The following is a 24,974-nucleotide window of genomic DNA, read 5'->3' as shown; positions in this document are numbered from 1 at the left end:
GCAAGGTTACGGCAAGTACCGATTGTATACGGAGGACTCCGGGATAAGGGGGTCGCACCGCATTTGGCCCTCGTGCCCGCGCAACGCCGAATGTGATCGGTTTTTCGATTACTTTGGGCAGACGCACTCCCCATAAAGCGAAATAAGCTGCACGCTCATCGCGTGCAGCCTTCATGATTAGTCCTCTCCGCAACTATTTCTCTACTCTATCCAAGCTCGGTATAGATCTGGAAGGTCACCCCGAACTTGTCGGTCAGATCGCCGAAGCCGGGGCTGAACGGCTCCTCCCGAAACGGCATATTGACACGGCCGCCCTCCTGGAGGGCATCGAAAATTCTCCGCGACTCCTCCACACTATCTGTAGTAACGCAGACTGTTACCCGCTTCCCGCTCTCAATCGGCGTACCGCCGGGAGTATCCGAGAACATCAGCTCCGTGCCGCCCACCTGCACCTTGGCATGGGCCACCAGGCTGCGCATCGCATCCGGGAACGTGTCCGGGAGGTCCGGCATATCACCGTACGTCAGGAGGGAGAGGACTTCAGCCCCCATCACCTGTCCATAGAACTGAATAGCCTCCTGCGTGCGCCCCTCCAGGGTGATGTAGGGAGTAAGTTTGATTGTCATTGATTGTTCCTCCTTGAGTTCGGAATGGTCCCGCTTGTGTGATTCATTAGTATAGACGAACCGGCGCCAGCAGAATCATCGGTGCTCTGGCAATCCGAAGCGAATAAATAATTCAGTGTCTATAAAATGATGCACATGCGCGATTCCGCCATCGCCCGTCTCAAGCACATGAATCGCCCACGGAACCAGCAATCCGCCTTCTCCCGAGGGAACATACTGGGCAAATGCGGGCCGATTGCCGTTCACCCGGACAGGGACCATCTGCGAACCCACGCAGTGGCTGCGTGTAGTCTGGTAGAAGGCTGCGAGATCCGCACTGCCCTGCACCCACATCGTAAATGGCGGCATCGACAGGCTGCCATTCTCCTGGAATAAGGCCAGCAACGCATCAATATTGTATTGCTCAAAAGCCTCCACGTACCGGGTAATCAGTCCCTCGTCCACTTCATCATCATGAGGCTGCACTGTCTCAGACCGTAGCTGTGCCTTGGCCATCGTCGCCCGTGCCCGCTGCATGGCACTGTTCACCGCCGCCACAGTCATCTCCAGTGCCCCGGCAGTCTCAGCCGCCGACCACCGGAACACCTCCTGCAGAATCAGCACGGCGCGCTGGCGGGGCGGCAGCAGCTGAAGCAGCGCAATGAACGACAGCCGGAGGGTCTCCCGGCTGATCAGGATATGGGCCGGGTCATCCACAGATCCAGGTGCCGGCCAGATCCAGGAATTCCGCGGCAGCGTCTCCTTAGGCTCTGCAACCACAGCGGCCGGGTCGGAGAGATCCATCGGCAAGGCCCGCCGCTTGGCACTCCTTAGCCGGTCAAGACAGACATTGGTAGCAATCCGGTACACCCATGCTCTGAGGGAGGCCTGCTGTCTCATTTGCTCCTGATGCTTCCAGGCCCGGATCATGGTATCCTGGACGGCATCCTCCGCCTCGAAGATGGAGCCCATCATCCGGTAACAATACCCGGTAAGCTCAGCACGCAGCTCCTCCAGTCTTTCCGGGGCCTCATGGTTAGATTCCACTCTCGGCACCTCCTCCATCATGATTCGTCCAGCTCTCCCTCCATGAACTGTATGAGGTAGCGTTCAGGCTGTGCAAGAAATGCCGGGAAGCTGCACAGGTCCGCATACGTCTGATGCTCCACATCATAGCAGCCGAGCTGCCCCTTCTTCTGCGGATTCCAGACCAGCACCAGAGCAGAATAATTGTCGATATCGGCGGAGAGGCGCAGCAGCTTGCGCCGGCCGGCCTTCATCTCTACCGTGTCGGTGAAGCTGAAGAAATCGATATACCCGATGTCATATTCATTGGGAGCAAGCGTCAGGCGCAGCTCGTCCCCTGTAAGGAATTGGACCAGATCGCCCGGCAGCTTATATTTGGCCAGCTCGTATTTCTTGTTCTCCACATCATGAACATCCGGCGGTTCCAGTGATTTCAGGTATTCTGCCATGGCGGTATGCTTGCTGCTGACCGCAATCGTATACGGCCGCTCGCCGTCTTTCTCCGCAATCATTATGTCCGCACCGCGTTCCACCAGGAAGCGGACCATGTTCAGATTCCCCATCCGGGCAGCCACCGTCAGCGGGGTCGCCCCGTAAGGATAGACCATATCCGGCTTGTTATAGTTGATATCGACTCCCTGGTCCAGCAGATAGGTAAGCGTCTTCAGATCATGGTCCGAGGCAGCTTGCCGCAGCACGGCTCCTGCATGCACCTGGATGTCCAGACCCAGCTCATGGATCAGCTGGATATTCTTCTTGTTGCCGTAGTAGGCCTGTGAATAAGCGCCCGACCCCGTCCGGTTGAGCAGATCCAGCTTCGCGCCCTGTGCAGCAAGATATCAGACCATCCCCTCCTTGCCATAACGGACCGCCCGCAGGAAGGCGGGGTTCTGAGGTACATTCAGGTTCGCGCCTTGCTCCACCAGCAGCTTCACCACCTCTGTCTGCTGTGTAATAATCGCAAGGTCTAGCGGGCTGATCGCGGTCCGCTTGCTAAGCTCCAGCTCCGCTTCAATATCCCAGCCTGCAGCAATCGCAGCCTGCAAGGACAGAACATCCCCCTGATAGATCTGCATCGCCCGCTCCGGCAGCATCTCGAACTTCCCTATGTCCTTCAGGACAATCATCCGCACTCCTCCTTATTCTTCACTCCTATGAATACAGCTCGCCCCCCTTAGACAAGAGCCACTCCTTCAACCTGGCGAATACCTGCCCGGCTGCCTGCTCATAGAAGACGGCTACCTCCTGCCCGTTAGCCAGATTCAAGCGGATATATCCGCCCAGCTCCCGGTAGAACAGGTAGCAGATGTACGGATTCTCGATGACGAGATCCGGCGGATGGTCTGCCCGGCACAGTTCAGCCAGCTCCGTGAGCATCATCTGCCCCGCTCCCGGCGGCATACGCAGGAATAGATGCTGGCGTGTCCCGGTCCACGGCTCATAATAGACACTCTCCTCCTGGCTCCGCCCATACATCTGGCGGTAGATACCGTCCAGGATTAGGGTGTAGCCCCCTTCATCCTCCTGTCCACCGGAAGGCAGCGGGATCACTTGAATCTGCTCCGCATGGCGGGGCAGCCACAGCAGCCCGTCCACCCCGGGATGGACCGCCAGGAAATCACCGTCCACAGTCGTTCCGATAGCCGTACACTCCCCGATCTGCTGCTCCGTTATAGGACTGTCGGCATCATGCTCCCATAACCCGTATTCGGCAAAAGGCCGCAGCACCCCGGGGTCAGGCAGCTGCACATTCATCCATCCGCGATACGTCCCTTCCCCATACTGCTGCAAGAACCGGAGGTACGCAGGCGGATACAGGGCCGTTTTCTCTGCTTCGAGCTGCTGCCTCTGATGCTCTGACAGCCCTACAGGCTCAGATACAATATACATTGATCATTCCCTCCGTTTTCCTGTGCCGCATTCATGGCTATTTTCGCTCGTCGATCAGCTGTTCCAGGAATCCGGCAAATGTAGGGGCGTATTCCTCAATCAGATCATTCATCAGGTCATAACGCATGACCGGGAATTCTCCCTGTTCATCGGGGGCAGAGGTATCGAAGTAATACAGCTCATCGCTGTCCGGCACGAACAGGTCCAACCGGTGCGGGAACCGGCTGACCCACCAATCCTCCGCCAGGTTCAGCCTGAGGAGATAGAGCAGATCCCAATCGGTATACTCCCTATGCTCGGGAGCAACCAGCGTCAGAATTTGCCCGTCCCCCAGGCTCCCATTCCCATAATGGATCAGCCACCAGCGGTAGGACGGCGGCAGCTTGAAGCCTAATTCCTCCTCGGCTTCGGCAATCCAGTTCTCCTCAGCCCCATGGCCCGGAAACCAGCGGATCGGGGAAGGCTTGCTTAATAACTCTGTCAGACGCTCATACATACGTTGTCTCCTCTCTCCCTGATAAGGGATGGATTATAGATTGTCAGGATGAACAGCAGCAGGCGCATCGTCATTCATGCGCAGCAGAATATACTCGACCTCTTCCAGCGGCAGCTTCAAGGTCCGGCTAACCTCATGGAGTCCCATCTCCCGGGAGAGGAGGAGGCGTGCCTGATGAATTTTCCCTTCCAGCCAGTTATTGGCCAGCATCCAGCTTTTCAGCTGTTCCAGCAGCTCCGCCTGGGCGGTTTTATCGGCATGCTTAGTGTATTTAGATACGGACTCTGCCAGATAGCTGTACAGGTGAATACCCAGGGCCTCGCGCTGCTCATTCTTGGACATTCGCTGGTACATCTCATAGCTGAGGCTGAGATCGAGATAGAGGGTATGATCCCCGCTGTCAAAGCGTCTAAACGTTCTCCGCCCATAGCTCTCAGGCAATACCCGGAACACCACAAAGATCGCATAAGGAAACTCCCATGTATCCGCCAGTTCCTCTAACGGCATCAACTCATCTCTAAGTACACCCACACATGTCCCATGGGTATCCAGCGTAAAACCCAGTTGCATATTAGCCACCCTCCCTTTCACGAATAACCCCATACATCAGCTAGACCCTGGTTACCCTTGGATCACAAGCCCGTATTGACTGACCATCCACGAGTTGCTTAAGTCTTCAGCCGCAGCACTGCTTATGCGTACAGAGGTCTTCTGTTCCTCCATCGCCTTCGGGTCTTGCGCGGAGAAGCGGAGAGGCTTGGTCATTTTTTGAATAGCGCCGGTCATTTCCTTGAACAACGCATAGCTCAGCGGCTTGTACTCCCGGACATCCTCATAGAGATAATACTCCCCTTGCTCATCCTGAGCATTGACGCGGTGCCCCTTCGGGCAGGAGATCAGGATACAGGGCAGCTCATGCTCGGCCCATTGCCCATGATAGGGAATAGAAACCCCCTCATTTCTCGCAAAAAAACCAAAGCTCTCCGTATCCGGCAATACCGGCATCGAATAAATGAAGAAAGGGCGCACCCCGCTCTCTTTTTCCTCTGCTGTATAGTATTGATAGAAGGCGCGATACGCCTCCACCACCTGGTTCTGATCATGTTCCGTATGAGTATGATTGGTTAGATAGTAATGCACCTGCGCACGCTCCAGAAGCTCTACGACTCTCTTAAGCTCTCCGGGCGTGATGAAGAAGCGCTGCTTGTAGAATCCGCTGTTTTTTAGCATCTGCTTCTACCACTCATACGTAACAAAGTGTGCTCTGAGCGTCTCTTCATACGGCAGCCATTCCGCATCACTCCACAGAGACATTCCAGTAATTCCGGACAACTACTCCACCGCTTGCTCCGGGCTCGTCAGGCTGATGAATTCACTGAACTCTTCAGCGCCCATCCCGAGCCCCTGCCGGATGTAATCGTTATCTATTTGCTCTTCGCGGAGCTCCCCGTATTCCTCCCGGGTCCACAGCTCACAGAAGATTCGTTCCGCCCGGATCTCCCCCTGCTCAAAGAACGACAGCTCGCAGATCTCCTCATTCATATATCCGAGCGTCATCACCGGCGCTTCCAGCAGCCCGGACAACGTTCTGCCTGCCTTTTTCACCGTACCCCATACGAAATAATCGTGAAGCACGCTGATCCAGCCCTCATTACTTTGTCTTACATAGAAAACGGCCTTATGCTCTGGAGCTTCAGGATCGGGATAACCCAATACTGCGCCATGCTTCTTGGTCAGCTCTTGTAAGGCATGAAGTGTCTTCTCCAGGTCACCTGACTTGATATGCAGATTTGCAAACGATCTTCCCACGGAATGGACGGCCTCCTTTGATGGCTTGTGTATTGCGGCTTGGCATATTAGCATATAAACTAGATTCCATTTATTTTACCAAAATAATGTAAGGAGGGGCTACCTTGAATAAGAAATTCCTCGTGACCAGATGGCAGGACGACCAACTCTCTGAAGTGAACCGGCGTCTGGGCGCTATTTCAGGTAAACATAATCTCCATCAAAAAGACCGCTCCTTTCCCGCCTCCCCTTATGGACAGACGGAGGCAGGACTGAAGGATTACCGGGGTGTGACTCTGACCGAGAACATACAGTACCTTACTCTAGAGGATATTGATTTCTCTTATTCACGCTTCGAGGATGCGGCAAGTCCCAACACCTCAACGCTTACCCATTGTTGCCTCGACGGGGTCAGGCTGGATAACAGATTCGTGACTCATACCTTCCATCACTGCTCCTTCCGGGGAGCGAAGCTGAATGGCGCCAGAATCAGCAAGGAGTTCCATGATTGTGATTTTACAGGCTGCAACTTGAGCAAGGTGATTGCAAATGATGTACTCTTCACACGCTGCTGCTTTGATGGCGCCAACTTCCGCAGTGCCTTATTGTTGTATTGCCGGTTCGAGGAATGCAGCTTTCAGGGGGCATTGTTTCAAAACGGCTCGGTCGCCGGAAGCCGCTTTGCGGGAGAGGCGCGCTTGCTTCCTGAGTGGGGGAATACGATACTGGACCATGTTAAATTTGAGGGATGACTATTTGATTTCATCTTCTCTTCATCTCTCTAATAATACTCAGCATACTCTCACCCGTTGCTATAATAGCCTCCTCAGCCGGGCGCGGGTTCCATCCGAGCAGACGTTTGGCCTTCTCGTTACTCGTTGACATGTCCTGGCCCAGAAGGGTAGCTATCATTCTTAGCTGGGGATTGAACAGCGCGGCAGCGCGGACAAACAGGTTGGGGAGCTCTTTGGTAGGCACATGTTCGGCATCCTGCCCCAGGTGCTTCCGCAGAATCCCGGCGATCTCCAGCGTGGAGAGATTCTCGGCACTCGAAGCGATGAACCGCTCGCCGTTGGCCTCGGGCCGGACCATAGCCAGAATATGCAGCGCTGCCACATCCCGGACATCCACATAATCGGAATAAATCTTCGGGACCGACTTCAGCTTGCCCTCCAGCATGTTGCGGACAATTTCATTGGAGTGAGAATAATCTTTTCCCAGAATGGGTCCCATCACACCGACGGGATTAACTGTGGACAGCTCCAGCCCCCTGCCTTCCTGGCGGATAAACTCCCAGGCTGCCCGTTCAGCGAGGGTTTTGGATTTTTGATAAGGATGGATATTCGCTTCTGTATTGGACCAGTCCTCTTCAGTATAAGGGCCTGTGTGCTGCTTATGTCCCACTCCAATGGCTCCGAAGGCTGAGGTTAGAACCACCCGTTTGACCCCGGCCTTACGCGCTGCCCTTAGCACCCGCAGCACCCCCTCACGCGCCGGCTGAATCATCTCATTCTCGTCTTTATATATCCGGTTAGGTGTCGGAGAAGCGACATGAATCACGTAATCCGCCTCCTTAACCGCCTGATTCCAGTTCTTATCCGAAGTCAGATCAGCCTCTACGAACGACAAGTCCTCTATATTAATATTAGCCACGCCGCCCGCCAACACCATGGCCTTCACTTCATCCTGTCTGCCCATCGACCGGAGGGTAGCCCGCACACGATAATTCTTCTCCAGTAATTGCACAATAATATGAACCGCGATGAATCCTGAGCCTCCGGTCACCAGCACTACGGGCTTGTTGAGCTCTGCCATAATAAGTATCTCCTCCAGTAGACGTTACACTTGTAACGTGTTTTACCCTATAATAAGGCTGGACCCTATCGCTATCAAGCCGTTAACAGGCATGTGTGACAGAATGGAGGAAGTGTAATGGCAGCCACCGACCACGCCCAATTAATCAAAAAAGATACCAGAGAATGGATCACGATTGCCCTGCTGGAGCTGCTGCAGACGAAAAAGCTGTCAGAGGTGACCATCTCGGAGCTCGTCCGAAAAGCTGGCGTCAGCCGGATGGCCTTCTACCGCAATTATGACAGCCTTGAGCAGGTAGTAACCGGATACTATGAGCCGAAGTTCGCTGACATCTTCTATAAAATTGCCCACAAACCGAATCATGAACAAAAGATTGCGGATCTGACCCGCTTTTTCCACAGCTTCTCCGCTGATTTCCGTCTGGCGATTGAAGGTAATTTCACAGGGCTGCTGTATCAGATCTTTAAGCACCATATTACGCAGTTTTATGATGAGCTGATTCCGTTTCCGGATTGGACCGGGGCGAGGCGGGAGTATTGGATTCATTTCATGAGCGCCGGTGTATTTGAAATCTGGATCATGTGGATCAAGAACGGCCAGCAGGAGACTCTTGAGGAGATCTCCGCGCTCATCCGGCTTTTTCACAAATAATCCTTTGGTATTAAGCCCGTAATGTCAAAAGGCTCTCCACCTTCCCCCAAGGGATCGTGAAGAGCCTTTTCCTATCCCGTCACTATAGTTCAATAAATCTTCCCCAGCAGCGCGGTCACTTCCTCCAGCGTAAGGCCGAAGGACTTGTAATACTGAATATCGCTCCCCATCTGCTTGAGCACCATCTCGTTACGGATCCGCAGCATCTCCTCCGGCGTGAATTCGGCGACAAAGCAGCCTTTGCCGGTGACCGTGTTGATCAGCCCGCTCCGCTCCAGCTCCTCCCATGCCTTCTTGACCGTGATGACACTGACACCCAGCTCCAGCGCGGCCTGGCGGATCGGCGGCAGACAGTAGCCGCTCTCCAGCTCCCCTTGGAGAATCTGCGCGCTGATCTGTTCATAGAGCTGCTGGTAGATCGGCTTCTCGGAGGTGCTGGATATCGTTACATTCATAAGATCTCCACTTTCAGGAATCGTCTCACCGCAATCCGGTAGGCCAGCAGGTTACAGACAATGAAGATCAGGACGCCGCCGGCCAGCATGGAGAGCTGCAAGCCAGTACGATCAAGCCCGGAGCCGTAGAACAGGCTATGCAGCCAGTCATTCTGGATACCGGCCCACTGGATCGCGGTGGCGAATAGGATGGCAGCAATAGTCGAAGCCGTTGTTGCTGCACCATACTTATAGGCCGTCTTATAGTACATCGGGATAAAGATAAGATTGAAGACCGCCAGCATAATGAAGCACAATCCCCAGAAGCCCATATGCGGTGCAAAGAAGATATACTGCATATTCGGGTATAACCGGAAGGTAAATATACTGGCAATCATGGCGAACAGCAGATGCATCAGCTCCAGTATGACAAGTACAGTGACCCTGGATTTCACAATATCGGTCTTGGTCACCGGCATCATGGTGCTGAACATCAGATCATTTTGGCTTTTGAAGCCGCCGAACATATTCGGTACCGTGATGAAGCAGAAGTACAGCGGCACCAGGAAGTAGACCCAGCCGGGAATCAGCATGAGGCCCCCCATCAGGAAGGGCAGGACGAAGAACCAGGGATTGACGCCTAACTTCAAATCCTTCAATACCAGATTATACATAGACACCCTCCTTTACACCCTCTTTTTTGGCAAAATAAATCATAATCTCATCCAGACTCGGGATGGCCGCATCAAGGGTGACGGAGGCATCGATATCGTTGGCATGAATCAGTCCGGTGAAGCCGAAGGAATTGGTTTTGTAAGAAATTAAGCGGTCCTTCACCCTGCTAAGGTCAGCTTCGCTCCCGCTGATTAGGCGGTAGGATTCCTTCAACTCGTTCTTCTCGGCGCTGGCCACAATCTGTCCTTGTTCAATGAAGGTGATATAGTCGGCACAACGCTCCAGGTCGGAGGTAATATGGGTGGAGAACAGAATGCTGATCTCGCCGCCGACAATAAGCTCCTGGAAAATATCGAGCAGATCATCCCGGGAGACCGGATCGAGTCCGCTGGTCGGCTCATCCAGAATCAGCAGCTTGGCGCCATGCGACAGGGCAAGGGTCAGGCTGTATTTGACCCTCATGCCGGTAGACAGCTCAGCGATCTTCTTGTTCTCGTCCAGCTTGAACCGGCTCAGATATTTGTAATACGTATCGTCATTCCAGTTCTTGTAGAACTTCTTCGTGATGCCTGTGAGCGTCTTGATCCGGCTGCGGGTATAGAAGTTCACGTCACCGAAGGCGCAGCCGATCTCCTGCTTGAGCTCCATTTCATGCTCCGCGATATTCTTGCCGAGAATATGGATCTCGCCGCTGTCCATCTGAATCATATTTAGAATCGATTTGATCGTCGTTGTTTTGCCAGCACCATTCACGCCGATGAAGCCCATAATATACCCCTGCTCCAATTGAAAAGATACATCCCTCAGCTGAAAGTTCTGGTATTTCTTATTCAAGTGTCTAACATCCAAGGCCAGCATAACAACCCTCCCCAATAAATTGTGTATTCCGTGTATACACAATGTATCACGGGGATTTCACAAAGTCAACGGTCCGGTGAAGGTTAGGCTGCCGCCTCCGCAGGCTGCTCCTTCGGCTTGCGCCGGAAGAACGGCTTGCCCTTGGACCAGTTAATGAACGGCTGCTCGATGAGATAATACGAGAGGGTCGCGGCTGCGTAAGAGATGGCTACAACGGTAAGACTGATCCCTAGCCAGCGCCACACATCCCTGACCCCGGCAAAGTGGTAATCCTGAAGCCCGTACTTCTCGATCAAGGTGATGAACAGATAGTGCCATATGTACAAGCCGAAAGATACCTTCGCCGTAAACCGGAAGAAACGGTTGTCCAGTACACGCCCGGCCATCCGGCTAAACGGTGCGGTGAACAGCACGATGCCGAACAGCATGGCATAGACCGGGAACAGATACGGCTGCTGCTGAAGACTGAAGTCGAATTCACCCGCGTGGCGCATCCGCCAGATCAGGAGACCGGCAAGGCCCAGTGCAAGCACTGCGGCCGCATCGAACACGCCCAGCCTGCTGAGCCGATCCGCTGCGGGCTGATGCTGCAGCAAGGCATTCGTGATGCCTGCGGCCAGAATGCCGATGGTGAAATGGCCGAAGAAGCCAACAGGGTTGTAGTTCGGCATCCAGAATTTCGCGCCGCCGACCTGGCCGTAGTCCCAGCCCCGGCCCTGCTCGCCTGGTGTAAACCATTGGTGAATGAGGGCATTGGCGGCCAGCACCAACCCAAATACGGCGACCCAGAACAGGAGCGCCTTACCAAATGAATGTCGCTTGCCTAACATGAACAGTACAGCCATGAAGAGGGGCATAAGCATGTAGCAGAAGACCTCGAAGCTGATGGACCAGAGCGGTCCGTTCAAGTCGGAGAGGAAGAACGTGGTGTAGTGGAAGCCTGAGGTGAAGGTGAACGCTGTGGCAATCCGCCGGCCTAAGTACTCCATAGGAATGTCCAGCCTCCAGGTCAGGAGCAGGCAGACCAGCATGGATACATAGAAGCCGGGCATAATTCTTGCGGCACGGCGCAGAGTGTACGTCCGAAGGCTCGGATACGGCCCGTTATCGAGATACGCACTCCAGAAGGGGAACGACAGCAGGAAACCGCTTAACAGAAAAAACAGACTGACCCCGCTGTTTCCCAGCAGCAGCACGGATTGCAGCTCCTGTACCCAGGGCTTTTGTGCGGGGGGCATCAGCTTTTGCGACAAGTGATGCAGGATGACTGACAGGCAGGCGATCGCACGAACGCCATCCGCTCCTGTTAGCCGGGTATTGCCCAGACGAATCGTTGACATCAGCTCAAATTCCTCATTTCATGAGTGAATTCCTGAATATATGGTTTAGACCGGTCTCAGGTACTCCTATCTTTCCATATATTCAGGCTAAATCCTTCAACGATTCAGGGCGTCAGCGCAGAAAATTTTGCAAACCGCGTTTTTCATCCCATTATTGCAATTTACTTGCATTCCTCTCGATGATCGCATCCAGGAACTGCTCGGCATCGCTGTTGAATTTCCACCCCACGCCATACTGATCCACCAGCATTCCGAAGCATGAAGACCAGGGTGTAGCGGATAAAGGCATGATGACATGTCCGCCTGCAGACAGGCCCTTGTAGTACTCCTCCAGCTTCTGCTTGTCCTCCATCACCAGGCTGATCAGCATGGCATTTCCCTTCACCAGCGGTCCCGTTACCGCCTGCATGGAGGGCAGCAGGTCCGACATCATGATTGTGCCGCCTGCGAATTCGATAGAGGATTCCATAATCATCACTGACTCCTGCTCAGACAGGGGATAGTTCGGGTCCTGCGGCATATCTCCGAATTGGACCTTTTTCACCTGGGTGGCCTGTAGAGCCTCTGTGTAGAATTCAATTGCCTGCCCGGCAACACCATCGAAATTAAGATAAGCAATCGCTGACATTGAGCATAACCTCCTTCATAAGATAAATGTAGTATAATACACGATAGGTGACGGCTGTATGTCACCGTTTCATACTCACATCAAGAAAGAGGGAAGCGGATGGACAAGGTCGAACGGCTGATTACCATCATCATGATTCTGCTCAAAAAAGACATTGTGCCCAGCACTGAATTCGCTCAATTATTCGGCGTGTCCAAACGGACGATTCTCCGCGATATGGAGACGCTTAGCCTGGCGCATATTCCTATATACGCCACTCCCGGCGTGCAGGGCGGCTACGGCATTATGGAGGAATACAAGGTGGACAAGCGCCTGCTGAGCAGTGCAGACCTGGAGAATATACTGGCTGCGCTCGGCGGGCTGGAGCAGCTCCTGATCAGCGAGGAGGTGGCCATGACGCTCCGCAAAATAGAAGCGATGGTAAATCCCACCGCTTCCAGGGGATCGGTTCAGCTATCCTTCTATGATTGGGCGGGCCGCGCGGAGCTTGCCGGAGCCTTGAGGCTCTGTCAGGAAGCCATCGCCGGACGCAGGCTGCTGACTTTCGCCTACACCGACCGATCAGGCACCCCGACGACACGGACGGTGGAGCCTTACCTGCTTCATTTCAGTGAATCGAGCTGGTATCTGAAGGGCTTCTGCCTGGAGCGGATGGGCGCGCGGATGTTCAAGCTCTCCCGGATGGAGCAGCTGGAGCAGAGTGAACAGACCTTCAGCCCTAGAGCAGAGATGCTGGACCAGACGTATAAATCTGAGGTTCCACCGGAGTTAACTGAAGTGAAGGCACTGATCGCGCAGTCGGTCAAGGATCAATTCATTGAACGGTTTGGCCGCAAGAGCATTGAACCCTACGACGCAGAACAGCTCCTGGCTACGTTCCACATCCCGCAGCACCCGGTCGGATACCAATTCCTGGCCGGGTTCGGCACCCGTCTGACGGTGATTGCGCCAGGGCCGTATGTGGAGGCCTTCACGGATTACCTGCTGGAAATGGTGAGCCGCTATAAGACTTCTTAAGGAAATCCTCAATCTGGTCCATATAGCCCGGAACGGTGATCTTCCGGGGGGCGAACAGACTGATCATAAGTGCCCGGAGGCTGGAGTCCGCTGTCTTCCGGCTCAGCATCGAATGCTCGGCTTCCGGTAAGACGGCCACAGTCAGCAGCTCCGGCTTGATCCGCTTGCGGTACACCCGCTCCGTCTCCTGCCAGTCGACATGGATATCCTGTTCACCAAGCAGCAGAAGCACAGGCGAATTGAATTGGCGAAGGTCCGGCCCGGCATCCGACAGATAGTTTTTGCTGACAAAAGTCCACCGCTCCCGCGTCATCGGGTCATCCTCCGTCACCGCTGCCAGGTAATCTTCGTAGCTGGCCTTCCCCGCCAGAAGCTGCCGAACCCCGTTGTTAGCCGCCTCTTCGGCTGCAATCTCTACCTCCGATCGCCCGTCCTTCAGCATCTGCTGCCGCGTATGGTAAGCCCCCTGGCGCAGCCAGTTAATAGCCGGGGATACCAGAATACTGAAGGCGAGCGGCTCCTTACCGGCCAGCTTGGGAATCACCCATCCGGCTTGACTGGCGCCCCACACCCCGATCCGGTCCGGGTCAATGCCCGGCTGCTTCCGGGCCCAGGCAATCGCTTCACGCGCCTCCTCCACCCGGTCGTCGATGCTCTGGTCCAGCCAATCGCCTGCGGAACCGCCGATTCCCCTTTTATCCAGGGACAAGGAGGCATACCCCAGGCTGGCTAACCGCTCCCATAGCGGCTTGTAGCCGTCATCATGCGAGGCATTAATCGGTCCGTCCCCGTGGATGAAGAGAACTAACCCCAGCTTGCCGGAAGCGGAAGACTCCTTAGGCAGCACCAGCGTCCCCGTCAGCTGGCCTGCGGGCGAATCAATCTGGACGGCCTGCTCTACCATCGCAAAACGGTTCTGCTGCACGACATACATTCCTGCCCCGCCAACCAGCAAAAGCACTACCACACATAAATAAATCCAAATTTTCTTGTTCCTCGTCATTTCTGTATCTGTCCCCCTTCTTGGACCAGGACCATGTATTCCCATACCCGCTCGCCCAATAATAAGTGCAGGAGCTGCCTGTTGTGACAGGCACTTGTCTGGAAGAACAGCCGCTCATAGAGCTGTCTGGCCCGCGGATTGCTGGCCGCAACATGCAGGCTGAGGCGGTCCAGGCCGGGATCGGCAGCCACAACCCCACCGGCCCAGCCGATCAGCATCCGGCCTATTCCCTTACTGTGGTGGGCCGGATGAACCGCAAGATCGGTAATATAGCACTCGCCGGTCTCGGGGTAATGTTCAAGTACAGCCAGACCGGTCAGCATTCGGACCATGCCCCTTCTGCCCAGCAGACGGGATACGGCGGATAACGAAGGCAGCCGCTTGCCCCTTACCTCCTGGTCTGCCGCAGACTTATACTTGATCCCGATGCTGCCAATCACCTCACCTTGCTGCACGGCCACGCTTCTGGGGGAGAACGGTCCAGCCGGAGCATATTCGAATAGCGCCTCCAGACCTTCAGCCAGTACAGCCTCATTCAGGCGCAGCCGCCTGTGGAATTTGGCCCGGAACGCCTGTGCCAGCAGCCGGCTTACCGGCCGGTTATACCGGGGCTGCATCGGCTCTATTGTAATTGGGGCTTCACTCATAAGGAAGCCGCACCTTCGACAGGTGCTCCCGGCTGAATCAGCGCCTTCAGCTCATAATGCAGCTTACCCGGAGCAAACAGCGACAGATACGACCGTTCAATCGCCACGAGGGGTCCGGCCAGCTTGATCGCTTGTGCAGCCGCATAGGTCAAGAAATGATCACACTGTTCTTCAAGCTCCTCCTCTTGAATCACACAGTGGCAGATCAGGTACTCCCCGCCCGGCAGCGTCAGATCGCCAAGGGCCTGCACCTCCAGATATAAGGTCACGGTATCCTGCTCATCTGCCACATAATAAATATCCGATTCGAACAGATTGGGTATGCCTGCCGCCTGCTCCGCCAGCAATGACGCACTGAGCTGACTATGCGGCTTCAGCTTCATCAAGCGGGAGAGATGGACTTCAGGCTGCGCCCCCCGCTGGAACGGCTCTGCCTGAGAGCTGTAGCTTTGCTGTTCATGCAGAACTTTGCGGATGCACTGCCGCAGCTCCTGAAGCCGCTTCAGCTCCTGTTCGATTCCGTCCAGAGAATGCTCCAGCAGCTTGCGTTGCTGGTCCGTGCTATAGTGCATACATTCGTTAATGGCCTGCACCGGAACCTCCAGCTTGCGGAGCAGCAGGATATGCGCGAGCTGATACACCTGCGCCAGGCTGTACATCCTGTACTGGTTCTCCCCGGTATAGGCAGGCTGAAGAACACCCTTCTCCTCGAAATAGCGGATCTGATGGACGGACACATTCATCAGCTTCGCCAATTCACTAATCGTTATTTCAGTTCTCATCACAGTCACTCCCCGGATGCGGCTTGGATTAGCTCTACAATACACCTTAGGTCTGACCTAAGGTCAAGGGGAGGATTCCATGTTCCGGGCCAGCTCTAAAAAAGCCTCAATTGCCGGGGAAAGCCACTTCTCTTCATGCCAGAACATCTGGGTGGCGAACGAGGCGGCGGTCAGATCCCACGGCAGGGAGACCAGCTCCCCGCGCTGTAATTCCTCCCTCACAGCCATTTCCGGCAGGATGGCGATACCCATGCCCAGCTTCGCACATTGCTTGATCGCCTCTGCGCTGTGAAATTCCAGTTCCGTAATGCCGGCCATCCCCTTCTGCGACAGGCTACGCTCGAAGAAGATGCGGTAGGAGCAGCCCTGCTCCGTCAGCAGGAAGGTCTCGCCGTGGAAATCCCGGATGGCCAGCGCCGGACGCGACGCCAGCGGATGATCGGGGGCGGCCAGGAGGCAGAAGCGTTCCTCCCTTATTTTTTCTCCGCAAAATCCGCTCTCGCCCTTCACTTCATCCAGCATAAAGATGACATCGACATCCCCGTCCCGCAGGCTCTGCCGGAGGCTTGGACTCACCAGCGGCAGGAAGATCAGCCGGACTCCGGGATGGAGCTGCCGGAACCGCTGCAGCACAGCGGGAAGCCGGTAGGTGCATAACGTCTCATCTGCGCTGATCACGAGGGTACCCGTCAGCTCACCGGGCTGCTTCAGTGCGTGCTGCGCCTCCTCCACCATGCACAGGATATTGTCTGCATAGCGCAGGAACCTTTTGCCGGTATCGGTTAAGGTCACGCTTTTGCCCAGCCGGTCTACCAGCTTCACACCTAATTCTTCCTCCAGGGCCTTCATCTGCATGGTAACCGTAGAGGGGACGTAGTTCTGCACCTCAGCGGTGCGGGTGAAGTTCAGCGTGGAAGCAAGCGTATAAAAGGTCTTCAACTGGCGTAATTCCATCACATCTCACTCCTTCGTTCAAAAAAAATGAACGTTCCGTTCAGAAACGTTTCTTTGACTTAACCTTAGCAGCATCGTAGAGTGATGACAAGAACGGCGGCCGATTCCGTGATGAATGGACAAGGAGTGAACGAAATTGAATAACCGATTGACGATATATATTCTGGCGCTTGCCGTTTTTCTGATCGGGACGATTGAATATATTATTACCGGTGTCATTGAGATGATGGCCGCAGAGCTTGGCGTATCCACCTCCGAGGTGGGGCTGATGGTGACGGTATTTGCGCTGTCCGCAGCCATTATTGCACCGGTTCTCATTGCACTGACCATTAATATGGACCGCAAAAAGCTGCTGCTGACGGCCCTTAGCATATTCATTGCCAGCAACGGGCTGATGCTGCTGAACCTGCCGTATGAGGCGATGCTGGGCGTGCGGATCATTCAAGGGGCAAGCGGGGGAATTGCGACTGTAGTCGCTATGGCCGTGGCCACACGGCTGGTGGAGAAGGAGCGGAGAGGCAATGCGATTGGCATTATTCTGATGGGACTCAGCAGCTCGCTGGTTCTGGGCGTTCCTGCGGGTACTTTTTTCAGTGAACAGTTTGGCTGGAGGACTCTGTTCGTCATCATCGGGGTGCTGAGCCTGCTGCCGCTGTTCATCATCTCGGCCAAGGTCCCGGCCATTCAGGAAAAAGAAGCCGTAACCTTACGGATGCAGCTCTCCGTGCTGAAGGATTCCCGGATTGTCACCGCGCTGGCGGTCACCTTGTTATATGTTGGGGGTTACGCTACACTCTTCACCTATATTACCCCTTACCTGCAAGCCGCATCCTCCCTGTCTGTCACTGAAATCAGCGGCGTTCTGTTCCTGGCGGGGGTGTGCAGCTTCATGGGGTCCAAGCTAGGCGGACAATTGGCCGATGCCAAAGGCTCGAAGTTCACCATCCTTACGGGACTTCTGCTCCAAGGAATCATGCTCATCCTGTTCTCCCTGGCGGGTGTCCATGTGACCGTGCTCATCCTGGTGCTGATGATCTTCATGCTGGGGACCTGGAGCATCTCCCCGGCGCAGCAGCTCCTGCTGGTTACCCTGGTTCCCCGGAACCCGGATATGGCGCTGAGTGTCAATACATCCTTCATCCAGTTCGGATTCGCACTCGGCTCCGCCTTAGGCGGCTTCGTGATCAGCTGTACCTCGGTGCTCCACCTGAACTGGGCGGGTCTCGCTGCTGTAGCGGTGGCCTGGATTCTGGCCATGTGGTTGTTCAAGGTCCGTAAGGCTTGATTACCTTCATACTACAAGCTAAGAGGCCATCCCCAGGCGGGGTGGCCTCTATGTTTATAAGGGAGCTGTCGGGTTATCTGCCAATCACTCCCTCTGCCTATGAATGGTTAACCGCGATCGGCGGCTCATGGTTATGCGGCTTGTTCGGCTGGCCGCCTTCGGTTCCTGTCACCAGACCGAGTGATTCTGCTGCTGCGGCCTGAATTTCGTTAAGCAGCTTCGGATTGGCCGATAAGGAGATTCCGTAGGATGGAACCATCTCCCTGATCTTCGGCTCCCACTCCTTCAGATGCTGCGGGAAGCATTTGCCGATGACCTCCAGCATAACCGATACAGCGGTTGAGGCTCCCGGCGAAGCGCCCAGCAAGGCCGCAATCGAGCCGTCAGCACTGCTGATGACCTCGGTGCCGAACTGAAGCGTGCCTTTGCCGGCGGCGGTGTCCTTGATGATCTGTACGCGCTGGCCTGCCACTACCAGCTCCCAATCCTCACTCTTCGCCTCCGGAACGAATTCCCTAAGCGCTTCCATACGCTGGTCCTTCGACAGCATGACCTGACCGATAAGGTACTTCGTCAATTGCATATTCTTGGCCCCTGCTGCGAGCATAGTGAACAGATTATTCGGCTTGACGGAGGTAATCAGATCGAACATGGAGCCGAACTTCAGGAACTTGGGCGAGAAGCCGGCGAACGGGCCGAAGAACAACGACTCCTGCCGGTCAATGACCCGGGTGTCCAGATGCGGCACCGACATCGGCGGCGCGCCTACCGCAGCCTTACCGTACACCTTGGCATGATGCTGTGCTACGATCTCCGGCTTCTTGCAGACCATGAACAGCCCGCTCACCGGGAAGCCGCCAATTCCCTTGCCTTCCGGAATGCCGGATTTCTGCAGCAGATGCAGACTGCCGCCTCCGCCCCCGATGAACACGAACTTAGCCGTATGGCGCTCGGCCGCGCCAGTAGCGGCATTATGCACCTTCAGCTCCCAGGAGCCGTCCGCAGTACGCTTAATGTCCTGCACCTGATGGTTGTACCGGATATCGACGTTGTTGCTCTGCAGATGACTGAACAGCGTACGGGTCAACGCCCCGAAGTTCACGTCAGTCCCGGAATCGATCCGGGTTGCCGCAATCGGCTGGCTCACGTTCCGGCTTCGCATCATCAGCGGAATCCATTCCGTCAGCTTCGCCGGATCGTCCGTGAATTCCATCCCCTGAAACAGCGGATGAGCTGAAAGCGCTTCAAATCTTTTTTGTAGAAACGTGACGTTCTTCTGCCCCTCAACAAAGCTCATATGCGGAACAGGCACGACGAAATCCTGCGGGTCCTCTATACGCTTCTGCTTCACAAGATAGGACCAGAACTGCTTCGAGAGCTGAAATTCCTCGTTCACCTGAACTGCCTTGCTGATGTCAATCGATCCGTCCGGCTGCTCAGTAGTATAGTTAAGCTCGCACAGTGAAGAATGCCCCGTTCCCGCATTGTTCCACTCATTGGAGCTCTCTTCTCCCGCACCCGAACGCCGCTCAAACACGGTTATTTTCCAGTCAGGAACTAATTCCTTCAGCATTGAACCAAGTGTTGCACTCATGATTCCAGCACCAATTAAAATAACGTCTGTTTTGGATTGTTGGTTGCTCATTTTCTACCGTCCTTCTTCCCTACGATTTGCAGGAAGGATGCAGGCACTCCTGCTCAGGCGCCACAGCCAGCCGGCACGGACCGGGTCACGCACCGTTATGGATGATCCTTGACCCTAGTTTATCACTAATGGATATAAATTTTAAGATTTATCTTAATTTTTATAAGAACCGATGATTTCCAGGCGATTTCCAGCCGTTACGCTAAGACCTGCTGCTTCAGCTCAATAATCCCGCGCAGCGTCGAACCAGCCCTGGGCGGTCTCCTCCGGGATCGGCTGGCCGATTCCGTGCTTGGACTGGCTGAGCTGCCATACCGCTTCGCCCAGATCCTCTCTTTCCGTCGTCTCGATGCCCTTCAGTGAGTTGAAGCGCTCGGTGAACACGGTAATTGCCGCTTCCGCATCGGCAAGAGTGCGGGCTTCCGCCATTGAGGCCAGTGCTGTATCGTAAGCCTCGTTCGCCAGCTTCGCGAGACGCTTCGGCCAGGCCGCGAACGGGCGGCCGTATTCGCTCAGCCACCACTCCGGCTTCCTGAGCTGGCTTATGGAGGCATAATCATCCCAAGGGCGGACCTTGGCGCGCGCCTTCATCTGCTGCCGCAGACGTTTGCCTACGGCCTCCTCAACGTTATAGGCAACGAACCGGTCCAGCAGCGGCCACGTATCCAGGGAAGGCAAGCCTTCCAGCTCCGGCATGAAACGGAGCTCCAGGGTGGTCAGCTCCTTAAGACGGGCAAGCGCCTCCAGATCGCAGAAGCTTCCCCACAGGCTGAGCGACTCCAGATTCGGGAACCGCTCCAGGCCGTCCAGCGAGATGGGCTGGCCCAAGGGCGGGCTATTCAGCGTCAGGTGAGTCACACCCTGCAGCTCCCCCAGATCCGGCAGGCGGTACGGCGCATCACTCCTGCGCCGGCTCATATCCGGTACTAAGGCCAGAGTAGTCGGCAGATGGCCGGAGGCCGAGATGCGGGTCAGATCGCCGGACAGGCTCAGGTTGTACAGCTTCTCCGGCAGGACCAGGCTAAGTTGTCCCGCTGCCTTAGGCCCCAGCTTAATACCCAGGTTATAGATATCTGCCCGGCTACCGTCCAAGCGTACAGCCTCCGGCAGCACCGGGGTCCAGCTTATACTCTCAATCGGCCGCCGTTCCGCCCACTCCAGGAAGCCCGTGTCACCGCCGGTATAGGTTATATAACGCGGCCAGGGCGAGCCGGCCGGGGTGGCGAAGGGCTCAAAGGCCGACCAGTTGATGCGCTCATCCGCAGCGACCAGCACCTCTGCCGGCGGCTTCGACTCCCGGGGGCCGATCGATAAACTGCCCATACCAGGCTTGCGTTCAAGCGTGTGGCTGCCGGGCCCCGTCAGATCAAGGACATAACGTCCGGGTTCAGTAAGGGGCGCCGGGGATTGAGCGTGGTGATCCTTGGTCATTTGCTTCATCCTTTCTGCTTCAGCTTAACTGCTGTCTTTATACTGTAACTGTTTTCACTCTGCTCCCTTAACCATACGATATCCTGAGGTTGACAGCAACTTTGCCGGCCCTCTATCCCCGCTTACATTTGGTCCGCGCGCCCACACCGAACGCATTGTAATCGGTTTTCCGATTACATTTGCTCCACTTGCCCACACCGAACGCATTGTAATCGGTTTTCCGATTACATTTAGTCCACTCGCCCACACCGAACGCATTGTAATCGGTTTTCCGATTACATTTGCTCCACTTGCCCACACCGAGCGCATTGTAATCGGTTTTCCGATTACATTTGGTCCACTCGCCTACACCGAGCATTTTGTGTTCGCTTTTCCACATACATTCCGCCTGGACCACAACACAAACAAGCCCGGGCCGTTACCGGCCCAGGGCGCTCATTCTCTATTTAGTTTGCCGTGCAGCAATCACACGCTCTGCCCTTCATTCGTCCCTGCCTTGTACATGCTCTCCGCTTCAACCGGATTCTCTTTGGCTGTCAGATGCTGCGGAGTGATCCGGCAGACCTGCACGGGCCCGCCGTATACTGCTGACCGGTATTTCTCGACATGCTGCTTGGACAACGGCCGGTTATAGTAACCGGGCACATATTTGTTCATCATCTCCTGCAGGACCTGCGTAGCTTCATCCAGATCCGTCACCGGCTCTGCCTGTCCGAAGACCATCACGCTCATATAGGCGGTATCCGTCTTGGCGGGCACGGGGTTCGTGATCGTCCCATACTCCTCACAGACCGTGAAGCATACCTCTGCATTCTCACTCATCACCTGATTGCGTCTTCCATCCCCGGCCCCGTGGAAATACAGCTTTCCGTCCATCCACACATAGTTCAGCGGCACCACATAGGGAAGATTCCCGTCGACTAATCCCAGAAACCCAATTCTCGCCTGCCGCAAAAACAGTTCAATCCTCGCCTCATCCTTACATTCCCTCACCTTGTAACGAACCGGATTCATCCCGAACCCTCTCCTCCCCGCGTCCTCCGCGTATACGTTATTCGGTAGTATATCAACGAATGGACTGTGCTAAAATATCCAAAGAGCATAGTTTCAACCAATCCATATTCAAGACACTGTACCGCAACAACAACCGGGAGAGGATTCCTCATGATGTTCGTCAACCGCAACGACCCAAGTCCGATCTGGCAGCAGCTGCTGAATCAGGCCATTCATAATATTACACAGGGTATCTGGAAGCCAGGCGAACTGCTGCTCCCTACCCGTGAGCTCGCCGAGCAGCTCGGAGTCTCACGCTCCACAGTGCAGCTCGTCTACGAAGAGCTGCTGAGCAGAGGATATACCGTAACCTCCCGGCGGGGCGGCACACGGGTCAGCCACTGGAATCCGGCCATCCAGACAACCCGGGAGACCCTGCCGGAAGGACCCGTTCCTCCTTCTCTGCCCCTGTTGAACTCGGCGGTAGATCAGCTGCAAGACTGGTTCGGAGGCCAGCAGTCTCAGGTGGTGGAGATCGACTTCACCCCTCATGAGCCGTATGTGGACAGGACCTTTCAGAGCCAATGGCGGCAATCGCTGCTGCACGCCTCCGCTGCAATGGATGTAGCCGATTGGTCTTATGGCAATCCGTATGGTCTCCTGGCGCTCAGGGAACAGATTCAGCGTTACTTACTGCTTGAGCGGGGCATACGGATTGAGACTAATCAGATTCTGTTAACCTCAGGCGCTCAACACAGCCTGGATCTGATTGCTCAATCGCTTCTCACGGAAGGGGATACCGTCTCCGTGGAAGATCCCGGCTTCCCAGCGGCCTGGATGGCGATGAATTACCGGCGGATGCACGTAGCTCCTGTCCCTGTAGACGGGCATGGTCTTGTGGTTGACCAGATCCACCCGGAATCCAGACTGGTCTTCGTAACCCCATCGCACCAGTGCGCCATAGGCTCGGTGATGTCAGAGCCGCGCAGGCAGCAATTGCTGCATCAGGCTGTACAGGAGCAGCGGTGGATTATAGAGGACGGCTATGACAGTGAATTCCGCTACCGCGGCGACCCGCTGCCCACCCTCTATAGCCAGGCGCCGAATAATACGCTGTATCTGATGAGCTTCTCCAAAATGATCGCCCCAGCCATACGCCTCTCAGCGATTGTCGGCCCAGCCCGGGCCATTGCCCAGCTGGCGCGGGTACAAGAGCTGACCTACCGCCACCTTCCGGTGATGGACCAGCTTACCCTAGCCCACTTCATCCAGAAGGGGCATTTCATGCGCCATATGCGCAGAGTCCGCAATGTGTACCGCCGCAGACACGAGGCCATCACCAAGGCGATCACCGCCAGCGGTCTGGGGAAGCGGTTCACCCTCAGCGGAGCAGAGACGGGGCTGCATGTCTTCCTTGAGGCTGAACCTGATGATGACGAGGAAGCCGTGACCCGGTTAGCTCTGGAGCAGGGAATCCGGGTATACCCGCTTGCGCATTACTGCCTTCAGAGCCGCCGGAAGGGATGGGTGCTGGGGTTCGCCAAGGTGGATGCAGCCTTAATCGGGCAGGGGATTCACCGGCTGGCCGGTCTGGTATTATAAGCCTCTGCTTATCGTCTCGGATGCTCTGCCATCCTTGCGTCCAAACTGCACGTAATAGACTATACTCAGCACAATAACCAGAACAGCAAGCACCACAAAAATATTACTAAACACAAAGGCAGCCTGATTCCCCGGTATCGGATTGAACGCCGCTGCCGGGGAATCAGAGTCGAGTACCTTGCCCAGGACCGCCGTCGATGCAGCTGCCGAGATGAAGGTGAGCATGGAGAACAGTCCCATTCCCACTCCAGTCTGCTCCGGGGTCAATGTCCGCGAGGCTGTATTGGACATCGCAATCTGCATGAACGACTGGCCCAGCACACAGAAGATCAGCGAGAGGGAGACCAGAACCGCAGAGCCTCCAGCGACTGAAGACAAACACAGGAAGCCTATACATAACAGCAATGCCGCCGTATACACAAGCCGCGGATTCCCGTGCTCATCGGCCAGCTTGCCGCCCTTGCGGCCCAGCACCGAGGTAACGATAGCGGCGGGCAGCATGACGATTCCGATATAGGCAGGAGACAGGCCGTTTACAAGCGCCAGCAGCTGCGGGATGAGATACGGAGAGCTGAAGCTGATGCCCGTAATGCAGAAGGTAATCATCAGGGTGACCGAATACTGCTTATTGCGGAAAATAGCGGGCTGGATGAACGGAGCCGCAGCGGAGCGGATACGCAGAATAAACAGGATGAGCATCAGAACCGCTGCCAGCGCAGACGGGAAGCTCCCGTTCGTTAGCGCCAAAAGGATAGCCGTTACCGCCCCAGCCAGCAACAGGCCGCCAAGCCAATCCATCCGGCCCGCCTTCCCTGATTCATCATCCTGCAGATATTTGCGGTAGACCGGCAGTGCCAGCAGCGACAGCAACGGAATGAGGAACAGAATCCGCCAGCTCCAGACGCTGATAACCATACCGGCAATAATAGGCCCCAGCGCTGTGCCCAAGGCTATCCCGATGGCAGACGTCCCCAGCGCACGGCCTCTTTTCTCGGGGGAGAAATAACGGACCGGAATAATCATCGCCATAGCAGGGATCACCGAAGCCCCGCCTGCCTGAACTACACGGCCCACAATAATCATCCAATATTCGGTGGCGGCAACGCCGGCCAGAGAACCCAGTACAAAGAGCAGCAATCCATACGTCAGCAGGTCCGTCAGCCGGTACTTCTCCGTCAATTTGCCAAAAGTAACCGCACCGACAGCATAAACAATCATATAACTGGTAATGACCCAGCTCACCTGGGATGGCGATAATTCAAATTGCTTACTAATCGTCGGCAGCACAATATTGAACATATTCGCATTCATTGATGAGATCACCAGAATAAAAACGAGCGCGCGCATTAAAATATTCCCTTTAGCAGTAGGGGTTACAGCAAGGTTCTTCATAGATGATACTCCTCTCT

Annotated in this window: 26 protein-coding genes and 1 pseudogene; 5 read left to right on the top strand and 22 right to left on the bottom strand. The window is 55.3% G+C overall.

All coding sequences use genetic code 11. From position 1 onward, the window contains the following. Positions 1-206: 206 nt before the first annotated feature. The 8 genes and pseudogenes from K1558_RS29840 to K1558_RS29805 form a co-directional block, all read right to left on the bottom strand. Positions 207-626: a VOC family protein gene (locus K1558_RS29840; RefSeq protein ID WP_238655620.1), complete on the bottom strand. Its 420-nt coding sequence runs from the start codon at positions 624-626 to the stop codon at positions 207-209. A gap of 75 nt (positions 627-701) precedes the next feature. After that, positions 702-1,652: a sigma-70 family RNA polymerase sigma factor gene (locus K1558_RS29835; protein WP_238655619.1), complete on the bottom strand. Its 951-nt coding sequence runs from the start codon at positions 1,650-1,652 to the stop codon at positions 702-704. Between the two features lie 17 nt (positions 1,653-1,669). Further along, positions 1,670-2,758 (bottom strand): annotated as a pseudogene (locus tag K1558_RS29830) (ankyrin repeat domain-containing protein). 25 nt (positions 2,759-2,783) lie between these two features. Then, positions 2,784-3,521, bottom strand: a complete 738-nt coding sequence (locus tag K1558_RS29825; protein ID WP_238655618.1) for a hypothetical protein — start codon at positions 3,519-3,521, stop codon at positions 2,784-2,786. Positions 3,522-3,558: 37 nt separating this feature from the next. Further along, positions 3,559-4,017, bottom strand: coding sequence for an SMI1/KNR4 family protein (locus tag K1558_RS29820; protein ID WP_238655617.1), 459 nt, complete (start codon positions 4,015-4,017; stop codon positions 3,559-3,561). A 33-nt stretch (positions 4,018-4,050) separates the two neighbouring features. Beyond that, a complete protein-coding gene (locus K1558_RS29815) occupies positions 4,051-4,587 on the bottom strand; it encodes a hypothetical protein (protein ID WP_238655616.1) in 537 nt (178 codons plus the stop codon). Between the two features lie 51 nt (positions 4,588-4,638). Next, on the bottom strand, positions 4,639-5,247 hold the full coding sequence (locus K1558_RS29810; protein WP_238655615.1) for a hypothetical protein: 609 nt from the start codon (positions 5,245-5,247) through the stop codon (positions 4,639-4,641). A gap of 102 nt (positions 5,248-5,349) precedes the next feature. Next, positions 5,350-5,826 carry a hypothetical protein gene (locus tag K1558_RS29805; protein ID WP_238655614.1) on the bottom strand — a complete coding sequence of 159 codons (477 nt, stop codon included), beginning with the start codon at positions 5,824-5,826 and terminating at the stop codon, positions 5,350-5,352. A 104-nt stretch (positions 5,827-5,930) separates the two neighbouring features. Between K1558_RS29805 and K1558_RS29800 the strand changes: the two genes are divergently transcribed. Beyond that, positions 5,931-6,557, top strand: a complete 627-nt coding sequence (locus K1558_RS29800) for a pentapeptide repeat-containing protein (RefSeq protein WP_238655613.1) — start codon at positions 5,931-5,933, stop codon at positions 6,555-6,557. Between the two features lie 10 nt (positions 6,558-6,567). On the opposite strand, the gene K1558_RS29795 is transcribed toward K1558_RS29800, so the two are convergent. After that, a complete protein-coding gene (locus tag K1558_RS29795) occupies positions 6,568-7,620 on the bottom strand; it encodes an SDR family oxidoreductase (protein ID WP_238655612.1) in 1,053 nt (350 codons plus the stop codon). Positions 7,621-7,737: 117 nt separating this feature from the next. Between K1558_RS29795 and K1558_RS29790 the strand changes: the two genes are divergently transcribed. Then, a complete protein-coding gene (locus K1558_RS29790; protein WP_238655611.1) occupies positions 7,738-8,271 on the top strand; it encodes a TetR/AcrR family transcriptional regulator in 534 nt (177 codons plus the stop codon). Between the two features lie 89 nt (positions 8,272-8,360). Here the strand turns inward: K1558_RS29790 and K1558_RS29785 are convergent, their stop codons facing one another. From K1558_RS29785 to K1558_RS29765, 5 genes are all read right to left on the bottom strand, one after another. Continuing rightward, on the bottom strand, positions 8,361-8,726 hold the full coding sequence (locus K1558_RS29785; protein ID WP_238655610.1) for a GntR family transcriptional regulator: 366 nt from the start codon (positions 8,724-8,726) through the stop codon (positions 8,361-8,363). Then, positions 8,723-9,379: an ABC-2 transporter permease gene (locus tag K1558_RS29780; protein WP_238655609.1), complete on the bottom strand. Its 657-nt coding sequence runs from the start codon at positions 9,377-9,379 to the stop codon at positions 8,723-8,725. The genes K1558_RS29785 and K1558_RS29780 overlap by 4 nt, the downstream gene beginning before the upstream one ends. Beyond that, positions 9,372-10,238, bottom strand: coding sequence for an ABC transporter ATP-binding protein (locus K1558_RS29775; protein ID WP_238655608.1), 867 nt, complete (start codon positions 10,236-10,238; stop codon positions 9,372-9,374). Before K1558_RS29775 ends, K1558_RS29780 begins: the two co-directional genes overlap by 8 nt. Positions 10,239-10,321: 83 nt before the next feature. Further along, positions 10,322-11,578: an acyltransferase family protein gene (locus K1558_RS29770; protein WP_238655607.1), complete on the bottom strand. Its 1,257-nt coding sequence runs from the start codon at positions 11,576-11,578 to the stop codon at positions 10,322-10,324. A 151-nt stretch (positions 11,579-11,729) separates the two neighbouring features. Then, positions 11,730-12,206, bottom strand: coding sequence for a VOC family protein (locus tag K1558_RS29765; RefSeq protein WP_238655606.1), 477 nt, complete (start codon positions 12,204-12,206; stop codon positions 11,730-11,732). Positions 12,207-12,305: 99 nt separating this feature from the next. Between K1558_RS29765 and K1558_RS29760 the strand changes: the two genes are divergently transcribed. Beyond that, positions 12,306-13,223: a helix-turn-helix transcriptional regulator gene (locus tag K1558_RS29760; RefSeq protein WP_238655605.1), complete on the top strand. Its 918-nt coding sequence runs from the start codon at positions 12,306-12,308 to the stop codon at positions 13,221-13,223. On the opposite strand, the gene K1558_RS29755 is transcribed toward K1558_RS29760, so the two are convergent. The 4 genes from K1558_RS29755 to K1558_RS29740 all read right to left on the bottom strand — a co-directional run bounded on the left by K1558_RS29755 (position 13,177) and on the right by K1558_RS29740 (position 16,609). Then, positions 13,177-14,226, bottom strand: coding sequence for an alpha/beta hydrolase family protein (locus K1558_RS29755; RefSeq protein WP_238655604.1), 1,050 nt, complete (start codon positions 14,224-14,226; stop codon positions 13,177-13,179). The genes K1558_RS29760 and K1558_RS29755 overlap by 47 nt on opposite strands. Then, positions 14,223-14,873 carry a GNAT family N-acetyltransferase gene (locus tag K1558_RS29750; protein ID WP_238655603.1) on the bottom strand — a complete coding sequence of 217 codons (651 nt, stop codon included), beginning with the start codon at positions 14,871-14,873 and terminating at the stop codon, positions 14,223-14,225. The genes K1558_RS29755 and K1558_RS29750 overlap by 4 nt, the downstream gene beginning before the upstream one ends. Further along, the gene (locus tag K1558_RS29745) at positions 14,870-15,655 is read right to left on the bottom strand and encodes a MerR family transcriptional regulator (RefSeq protein WP_238655602.1); all 786 of its coding nucleotides are present in this window, start codon (positions 15,653-15,655) and stop codon (positions 14,870-14,872) included. Before K1558_RS29745 ends, K1558_RS29750 begins: the two co-directional genes overlap by 4 nt. 63 nt (positions 15,656-15,718) lie before the next feature. After that, positions 15,719-16,609 carry a LysR family transcriptional regulator gene (locus K1558_RS29740; RefSeq protein WP_238655601.1) on the bottom strand — a complete coding sequence of 297 codons (891 nt, stop codon included), beginning with the start codon at positions 16,607-16,609 and terminating at the stop codon, positions 15,719-15,721. Positions 16,610-16,745: 136 nt separating this feature from the next. Between K1558_RS29740 and K1558_RS29735 the strand changes: the two genes are divergently transcribed. Then, a complete protein-coding gene (locus K1558_RS29735; RefSeq protein WP_238655600.1) occupies positions 16,746-17,894 on the top strand; it encodes an MFS transporter in 1,149 nt (382 codons plus the stop codon). Between the two features lie 97 nt (positions 17,895-17,991). Here the strand turns inward: K1558_RS29735 and K1558_RS29730 are convergent, their stop codons facing one another. From K1558_RS29730 to K1558_RS29720, 3 genes are all read right to left on the bottom strand, one after another. Further along, entirely contained in the window at positions 17,992-19,539 is a 1,548-nt protein-coding gene (locus K1558_RS29730; RefSeq protein ID WP_238655599.1) for a malate:quinone oxidoreductase, read from the bottom strand. A 222-nt stretch (positions 19,540-19,761) separates the two neighbouring features. Then, positions 19,762-20,970 carry a leucine-rich repeat domain-containing protein gene (locus tag K1558_RS29725; protein WP_420800481.1) on the bottom strand — a complete coding sequence of 403 codons (1,209 nt, stop codon included), beginning with the start codon at positions 20,968-20,970 and terminating at the stop codon, positions 19,762-19,764. A 465-nt stretch (positions 20,971-21,435) separates the two neighbouring features. Next, positions 21,436-21,984, bottom strand: coding sequence for a pyridoxamine 5'-phosphate oxidase family protein (locus tag K1558_RS29720; RefSeq protein ID WP_238655597.1), 549 nt, complete (start codon positions 21,982-21,984; stop codon positions 21,436-21,438). 150 nt (positions 21,985-22,134) lie between these two features. Here K1558_RS29720 and pdxR point away from each other — a divergent pair, with 150 nt between their 5' ends. Next, positions 22,135-23,565 (top strand): MocR-like pyridoxine biosynthesis transcription factor PdxR, encoded by a 1,431-nt coding sequence (gene pdxR / locus K1558_RS29715; protein WP_238655596.1) that lies wholly within the window; start codon positions 22,135-22,137, stop codon positions 23,563-23,565. On the opposite strand, the gene K1558_RS29710 is transcribed toward pdxR, so the two are convergent. Then, positions 23,560-24,957 (bottom strand): MFS transporter, encoded by a 1,398-nt coding sequence (locus K1558_RS29710; RefSeq protein ID WP_238655595.1) that lies wholly within the window; start codon positions 24,955-24,957, stop codon positions 23,560-23,562. The genes pdxR and K1558_RS29710 overlap by 6 nt on opposite strands. Positions 24,958-24,974 lie beyond the last annotated feature (17 nt).

The organism is Paenibacillus piscarius, from assembly GCF_022234545.1.
Classification (GTDB): domain Bacteria; phylum Bacillota; class Bacilli; order Paenibacillales; family Paenibacillaceae; genus Paenibacillus_AQ; species Paenibacillus_AQ piscarius.
The sequence above is the reverse complement of the archived record's forward strand: the minus strand, read 5'-3'. Positions and strand labels throughout refer to the sequence as shown.

Excerpts from the sequence above, each read along its gene's own strand:
- K1558_RS29840 (WP_238655620.1), bottom strand. The coding sequence starts at position 626 with ATGACAATCAAACTTACTCCCTACATCACCCTGGAGGGGCGCACGCAG.
- K1558_RS29825 (WP_238655618.1), bottom strand. The coding sequence starts at position 3,521 with ATGTATATTGTATCTGAGCCTGTAGGGCTGTCAGAGCATCAGAGGCAG.
- K1558_RS29820 (WP_238655617.1), bottom strand. The coding sequence starts at position 4,017 with ATGTATGAGCGTCTGACAGAGTTATTAAGCAAGCCTTCCCCGATCCGC.
- K1558_RS29815 (WP_238655616.1), bottom strand. The coding sequence starts at position 4,587 with ATGCAACTGGGTTTTACGCTGGATACCCATGGGACATGTGTGGGTGTA.
- K1558_RS29810 (WP_238655615.1), bottom strand. The coding sequence starts at position 5,247 with ATGCTAAAAAACAGCGGATTCTACAAGCAGCGCTTCTTCATCACGCCC.
- K1558_RS29795 (WP_238655612.1), bottom strand. The coding sequence starts at position 7,620 with ATGGCAGAGCTCAACAAGCCCGTAGTGCTGGTGACCGGAGGCTCAGGA.
- K1558_RS29790 (WP_238655611.1), top strand. The coding sequence starts at position 7,738 with ATGGCAGCCACCGACCACGCCCAATTAATCAAAAAAGATACCAGAGAA.
- K1558_RS29785 (WP_238655610.1), bottom strand. The coding sequence starts at position 8,726 with ATGAATGTAACGATATCCAGCACCTCCGAGAAGCCGATCTACCAGCAG.
- K1558_RS29780 (WP_238655609.1), bottom strand. The coding sequence starts at position 9,379 with ATGTATAATCTGGTATTGAAGGATTTGAAGTTAGGCGTCAATCCCTGG.
- K1558_RS29775 (WP_238655608.1), bottom strand. The coding sequence starts at position 10,238 with ATGCTGGCCTTGGATGTTAGACACTTGAATAAGAAATACCAGAACTTT.
- K1558_RS29770 (WP_238655607.1), bottom strand. The coding sequence starts at position 11,578 with ATGTCAACGATTCGTCTGGGCAATACCCGGCTAACAGGAGCGGATGGC.
- K1558_RS29765 (WP_238655606.1), bottom strand. The coding sequence starts at position 12,206 with ATGTCAGCGATTGCTTATCTTAATTTCGATGGTGTTGCCGGGCAGGCA.
- K1558_RS29760 (WP_238655605.1), top strand. The coding sequence starts at position 12,306 with ATGGACAAGGTCGAACGGCTGATTACCATCATCATGATTCTGCTCAAA.
- K1558_RS29755 (WP_238655604.1), bottom strand. The coding sequence starts at position 14,226 with ATGACGAGGAACAAGAAAATTTGGATTTATTTATGTGTGGTAGTGCTT.
- K1558_RS29750 (WP_238655603.1), bottom strand. The coding sequence starts at position 14,873 with ATGAGTGAAGCCCCAATTACAATAGAGCCGATGCAGCCCCGGTATAAC.
- K1558_RS29745 (WP_238655602.1), bottom strand. The coding sequence starts at position 15,655 with ATGAGAACTGAAATAACGATTAGTGAATTGGCGAAGCTGATGAATGTG.
- K1558_RS29740 (WP_238655601.1), bottom strand. The coding sequence starts at position 16,609 with ATGGAATTACGCCAGTTGAAGACCTTTTATACGCTTGCTTCCACGCTG.
- K1558_RS29730 (WP_238655599.1), bottom strand. The coding sequence starts at position 19,539 with ATGAGCAACCAACAATCCAAAACAGACGTTATTTTAATTGGTGCTGGA.
- K1558_RS29725 (WP_420800481.1), bottom strand. The coding sequence starts at position 20,970 with ATGACCAAGGATCACCACGCTCAATCCCCGGCGCCCCTTACTGAACCC.
- K1558_RS29720 (WP_238655597.1), bottom strand. The coding sequence starts at position 21,984 with ATGAATCCGGTTCGTTACAAGGTGAGGGAATGTAAGGATGAGGCGAGG.
- pdxR (WP_238655596.1), top strand. The coding sequence starts at position 22,135 with ATGATGTTCGTCAACCGCAACGACCCAAGTCCGATCTGGCAGCAGCTG.
- K1558_RS29710 (WP_238655595.1), bottom strand. The coding sequence starts at position 24,957 with ATGAAGAACCTTGCTGTAACCCCTACTGCTAAAGGGAATATTTTAATG.